The 5579-nt window shown below is 57.5% G+C and carries 4 protein-coding genes and 1 pseudogene; all 5 read right to left on the bottom strand.

Annotation, left to right across the window (positions count from 1 at the left end; genetic code table 11):
- A pseudogene (locus tag FQ755_RS33575) lies at positions 1-942 on the bottom strand (type VI secretion protein VasK); the annotation flags it as partial.
- Positions 923-2203, bottom strand: coding sequence for a hypothetical protein (locus FQ755_RS33570; RefSeq protein ID WP_260859000.1), 1281 nt, complete (start codon positions 2201-2203; stop codon positions 923-925). The pseudogene FQ755_RS33575 and the gene FQ755_RS33570, both read right to left, overlap by 20 nt.
- Positions 2203-2463, bottom strand: a complete 261-nt coding sequence (locus FQ755_RS33565) for a PAAR domain-containing protein (protein WP_014971976.1) — start codon at positions 2461-2463, stop codon at positions 2203-2205. The genes FQ755_RS33570 and FQ755_RS33565 overlap by 1 nt, the downstream gene beginning before the upstream one ends.
- Positions 2464-2561: 98 nt before the next feature.
- Positions 2562-2996: a hypothetical protein gene (locus FQ755_RS33560; protein WP_144161601.1), complete on the bottom strand. Its 435-nt coding sequence runs from the start codon at positions 2994-2996 to the stop codon at positions 2562-2564.
- Entirely contained in the window at positions 2996-5404 is a 2409-nt protein-coding gene (locus tag FQ755_RS33555) for a hypothetical protein (RefSeq protein WP_144161598.1), read from the bottom strand. The genes FQ755_RS33560 and FQ755_RS33555 overlap by 1 nt, the downstream gene beginning before the upstream one ends.
- Positions 5405-5579 lie beyond the last annotated feature (175 nt).

Genomic DNA, 5579 nt, shown 5'->3' with positions numbered 1-5579 from the left:
GTTCGACGAAGCGAGCGCGCGTAGGCTTGCGGCCATCTGTTCGCGATGGTCGCCTACGTACTTCGAGATTTCCAGCAACCATACCGCTTTCTCGCGCGTATAAAGGCGTACGCCCGCGTCTGCCGTCCTCTGTTCCAGCTCGTCCAGCATGTCCGGCAGCACGGCAACGGCAGCCTGCACATGCCTGTGGGGGCCGTCTGGCATGAATGCACCCACCGCTTCAAAAGGTTCGGAATACTTGCCGTTCGCCGCGACCGGATGCAGAAACGTGACGGGCGCGGCCCAGCCTAGCGCGGTGGCAATCGCGGACAATTTGCGGGTCAGTTCGGTATCCTGATCGTTGGCGCGGGCCACATGGACCACACCGTCTACTGGATAGGGGTATCGCAACTGCTGGATCTGGCCCAGCCACTTTGCCACTTCGATGCCGTCCGGCGCTGCGTGGACCAGAATGGTTTCGCCCACGTGCATGATGCCAGTCTGCTTCAGACCGGGGGCAACCTGATCGACGCGTTCGTCCGTGCCGTTTATCAGCAGCCAGCGCACGCGGCGGTGCCAGAACCAGCCGTGCGACACGCGTAGCTCCTCGTACACGCGCTGTAGTCGCGCATCGCGCTTGAGCGGCTTCGCTGCCGTCGTGCGGTCGCCGGTTTCAGAGCGGAACAGCCTGGCGGCCCCGCCGTATGCGCCCGTCGATACCGCGAACAGATGGACGATCACGACGACAATCAACATGATCGGGATACCGATCAATAGCCGCGTGCGGGGTGTGCCATCCGCGATCCCAAGACGGTCATTCCCGAACCAGACCAGCAGGAGTGCGGCGACGGCGAGGACGAGGGCTGCCAAGGGCATGCCCCAGATCGCCGCGCGGCTCGGAGCCGGCTTACTGGCGACGGCTTCAGGCTGCATGTGCTTCAGGTTATTTTGGGGAATCGTCATGCGAGGAAGCGTTGGTTTGTTCTCTGGGTATGACATAGAGGACGGCCGACTGCAGGCCATCGACAACCAGTTGCGGGCCGGCCGTGGCGCCGGACTCAATGGCAGCCGCAATTGCCAGCAAGGCGTTTGCCGCGTCCACGTTGCCGACAATGCGATCAAGCCGATGCTGTTCGGCGTCCTTCGACGCGGCCTGAAAACCAGTGGCAGCGAGGGCGCGGTCGCAGTGCTCAACCGGTCGCGTGATCCACGCGCGCGTCACCGCGGCGGCCTTGGCGTTGCCCCAGAAGGCGGCATTCGCAAAACCGCACTCGGCTTCACCGTCGCGCCCCTCGACGGGCCGGTGCAGCGCAGCCTTGTGGCGGACTTCCTGAGGGAGCTTGAAGTAACCAGGGTCGAGCAGCACAGCGGCACAACCTTCGGCACAGCCTTCGTCGATGGCATCGTCGTACCATGCTGCGGCGACCGCGAGAAGCGGACGGGGATCGCGGGCGTCAAGCCAGCCGTCAGCTACCAGCAGACCATCGGTCGCAGGAACGGCCTGAACGTCGAGTGGCGGTAGCGCGGCCAGCCGCAACGCCTCCCGAACCTGGGCCACGCGCAGGGCCGCAGTCTTTGGTTCGGCAAGCATACGCACCTGCGGCCAATACGGCTTTTCGTATCGGGTCAGCGCCTGAAGACTTCCGGCCAGCGGTTCAAGCGCTGCACGGATCATCTGGACAGCGGGAGCAACCTCCGTCACTACGCCTGCGCCGCCGCCCTCGCTTTCCTCTTCGCCCGCCACGGGAAGCCCGGCCAGCAACGGGTCGTGGTCCTCAAAGCGATTGCACGAGACCTTACCCGAGCCATGTCGGGCGCTCTGCATCTTCAGGAGCGAGTGCTTACCTGCAAGAGCTTCGGCAAGGGATTTGCCCGCTAGCGGCAGGCAATACCCTGCACCAACTACATGCAGTGGGCGCTGCGCGAACCGGATTTTTTTCGCAAGCCAACGGTCGCGATGATGGTTGCGCCAGTACGCGCGATACCACAGGACCTCGTAACCCGCGCGGGCAAAGCCGAGCAGGACCAGGAACAAGCCGTTCGGCGCCCCGACGATCCAGCTCCAGAACTCTAGGCTACGCGCCGGTTCACCCTCCGGCCACGCAAGTAGCACAAATATCGGACCGAACACGTTGCACACGAACCAGGTCGCCGCCCATGGCCAGAAACGCATTCTGGGCGGATACCCGCTGGGGTGTCCGGCGGGAGAAAGATCGACCGGCATTACTCGATGTTGAAATTCATGAGCGACGAGAGCAGACGGCAGCCACACGCGCAGCGGTACTGATGGAAGGCAACCTCCTTGCCGTCGCGATCGGGAAATTTGGCATAGCCCTCGTCAATCGTGGTTGGCCCGTGCTGTTCGCAGATCGCCTCGTCGCCCTTTCGGGCGAGCGGGCGGCCCATCACCTCAAACCACGGTGAGCCGCCTGTGACTTCGCCGCCGTGCTCCAGTTTGTCGCCTTTGCGGATGGGAGATTGCATATGTTAATGAAAACCCTTTAGCAACTTCAGCACATATCGATAAAAATGCGCCGCATATTCTTCAAATCGAACGGACCCAAACAGAAGGTTTCAGCACATCACCAAATACATTCGGAGCCGTTTTTCCTTAACGCCTCCGGATCAAAAGTAAACGGAATTTGCTTGCGAGTCCCGTAATTCTTGTAAGTCATGGAATATATATTCGCACCTTGACTCATCATCTCATACTCCCCCGTGATTTTTCCGCCGTAAACTTCATACCACGTAGTCGTCACCTGATCCGGACGCCCCGAATTGATCTCTTCCGATTCTTCATTCTTTGATATTAACGTTATTGCCGATTTCGCACCTCGATACTTCACAAATGCTCCAGACCACTTTGCAGCATCATCGTACAAAACATGAAGGCCGAAATTCTTTGATCCCGATCCATTCGAATCGAAGCAATATACTTCCTCTGAAATTTCGCAGTGCGCAACTGCTGGCAGTAATGCGAAAGCAACAGAAAATAGTTGGCCAAGAATTTTCTTCATTAGGGAATCTGCCGTTCAATAGATGTATTGATGGTATGAGTCGTTCTATAAAATTTCTTTTTTGGGTGCTGATGCGGTGGATGGCCCTTCATAACGGGAACACCCTCCGCATTCAGGACCGGTTCTTTTTGTGAGTTTCTCCGCCAGTCAAAAGTTATGGTCACCTGTTCGCTTTTAAAAATCTCATCAGTGAGAATATTTCGCAAATAGACAACCGATTGAAGACGAACCTCCAATCCATTGAGATTCTCTATGGCCACGTAGCCGTTAACATCTTTACTTGCCCTGATCGCATCGTCCTGCGTAACGCCGGCATCCACGTGCGATAGCATTCCACTTCGCTTCACAACATAAAAACAAGCACTATCGACACAGTTATCAGTATTTTGCGCCCCACTATTATCTTTGGCGATCAAGACATCTGGGTCCCATCCAAGCGCATGGAATTTCTCGGGCACAACTCCATGAAATTTTCGAAAATTCCCATAAGGCTTGTAATTTTCGAGATGTGTTAGCTGAATAAGCCCCCGCCCATAATATGGACTATAAGATTTTTGTTCACCACCGATCTCCTTGACCAAGCTCAGTCTGCCAGTCTCAGGAATAACGTGCGACAAAAAGTGCAATAAGCGAATCGAGTTAATCCCATACTTTCTCGTCCCAATATTGAACGATTTATTCCATTTCTCCGCATGTGAAAGTGCGCTATTCCATGCCAACCTTGATGGTCGAAATTGAGTCAACTCTAGCTGCAGCAGGCTACGCGGAAAGCACTCTGCCATTTCCTGAGCATTAAGCCACGCGCACTTCCTAAAGTGACGAATAAACGCCAGCGGATGGAAGAACCAAAGTTGCTGCCCGGCAAGCGGTGTCTTGTCCAGAAACTGAAACTTGCTCAGGAAATCGGTGAACTTGGTGTACCCATCAGGGTTGGTATCTTGCTGTTTGCAAAAGAAACCATACGGATCGTTCAGGTCCTTGTACCGTTCCTCGTTGTTGGACGGATCCCATTCGCTACGCGCCTTGAACACCATTCCCTTGAGCTTCTCGTCCACGCCATCCGTGTTCTGCACGTAGCTGGCAAGCTGCAGATTAGCCTCATCGTTGTTGTTCGGGTCGGCTTCGAGCGGTCGCGCCGACGGCAACGAATCCTGAATGCCGGTCAACCCGCAAAGCGTGGCGTAATCACATCGTCCGGCGTCGTTGAACGGCGTGTTGTCGCCGTCGACCTTTTGCCACCCCGTGAAGAACGGGAAATCCGCGTCGGACAGCTTCTTGATGGCATCCGGCGCGATGTTGACATAGCCGAGCGTGCCGTTTTCATCGAGCGGCACTGCGATCCATGTGGCACAGGCCACTCCGGTCAAAGTCGGATGGTCCGAGAGAATGCGCCCAAACCGCAGCATTTCATAGCCATCACTAGGACAACCCGAATAGAGCGCCATCGCACGATCACACAGGTCGTATTCATAGCGCTTTGGGTTGTGGTGGCTGTCGGTGCCGCTGTCATATGGATCAGCAATGGGGTCAGGCGTGAGCAAGGTCACGTTGCCACTGCCACCCTTATCGATCCACGCACGCGTAAATCGCCGCCCCTTGTTGAACCATGCTTCGACGTAGAGGGTATCGTCTTTGCTAATAGACCCGCCCGGCACTCGGGGAAACCACTTCTCATCCATGCCCGCAGGCTGCGAATAGAACTCCTGCGGGCCGGAAATGACGAAATAGCTGTGCCCCCAGTAGTCACCCGTGGTCGGCTGGGCCGGTTTTTTCACCCCGATCTGTACCTTGTCGAACCAGGCGGTGAAATCGCCGTCCGCCATGAAGATTTCGAAGTGCAGATGCGCCACGCCCTGATGCTGGCCGACGTAGCCGAGCATGTCCTTGCGGTAAACCTTCTTCGTGCCGCCCGTCTGAACCACCCCATCTTTGCCCCCTGCCGTATCGAGCAGCCACTTGGGTAGCGCGTTCGCCGAGCCGGTCTCCGGCGGATCGTTAGGTTGGGGGACGATGTGCTCCTGGCTGGTCATGTCCAGAAGGTGCATGTAGAGCGAGTAAAACGTGACCGTGCGTCCGTCGCCCGTATCGGTCTTGTGCCGCAGCAGGACGAAGCCGGCATTCGAGTTCAGCAGAGGCTGCCCGGTCGTCGTATCAGTCGTGCCATCCGAGATGGCATTCCTGCAAACCCGGTACGCGACGACTTCGCCATCGGCGATCGCGCGGACAGGTTCCGCCTGCTCGCCCGGGTTCAGATGGATGGCGCAATGAGAACGTCGGTCGAAGGTGACCGGCCAGGCGCCGTGATGACCGATCTCGAACCGGTCGATGAGGTCCATCATGGGGTCCGGTTTCGATGCGTCGCTGGCCGTCAGGCCCGCCGCCGGAAGAAAGGGAGCGCTGATGATCATGGCTTCAATGGGATGACGAATACGTATCGGAAATCTTCAGGCCGCTTTTCGGCAGGGATGGCAACTGGGTCGGCACGTTGTCGGGTCCAACGAACGTGAACGAGCCTGCCTTGATGGTGAACGCGGCTGGACAATGGAATGTCATGTTGCCGCCCTCGATCACGAGCGAGGCCCC

Origin of the sequence: Paraburkholderia sp. BCC1885 (genome assembly GCF_900996235.1) — a bacterium.
Classification (GTDB): domain Bacteria; phylum Pseudomonadota; class Gammaproteobacteria; order Burkholderiales; family Burkholderiaceae; genus Paraburkholderia.
This window is presented reverse-complemented; position numbering and strand designations above follow the sequence as displayed.

Coding starts and splice junctions, on each gene's coding strand:
- FQ755_RS33560 (WP_144161601.1), bottom strand. CDS start 2,996: ATGAAGAAAATTCTTGGCCAACTATTTTCTGTTGCTTTCGCATTACTG.
- FQ755_RS33570 (WP_260859000.1), bottom strand. CDS start 2,203: ATGCCGGTCGATCTTTCTCCCGCCGGACACCCCAGCGGGTATCCGCCC.
- FQ755_RS33555 (WP_144161598.1), bottom strand. CDS start 5,404: ATGATCATCAGCGCTCCCTTTCTTCCGGCGGCGGGCCTGACGGCCAGC.
- FQ755_RS33565 (WP_014971976.1), bottom strand. CDS start 2,463: ATGCAATCTCCCATCCGCAAAGGCGACAAACTGGAGCACGGCGGCGAA.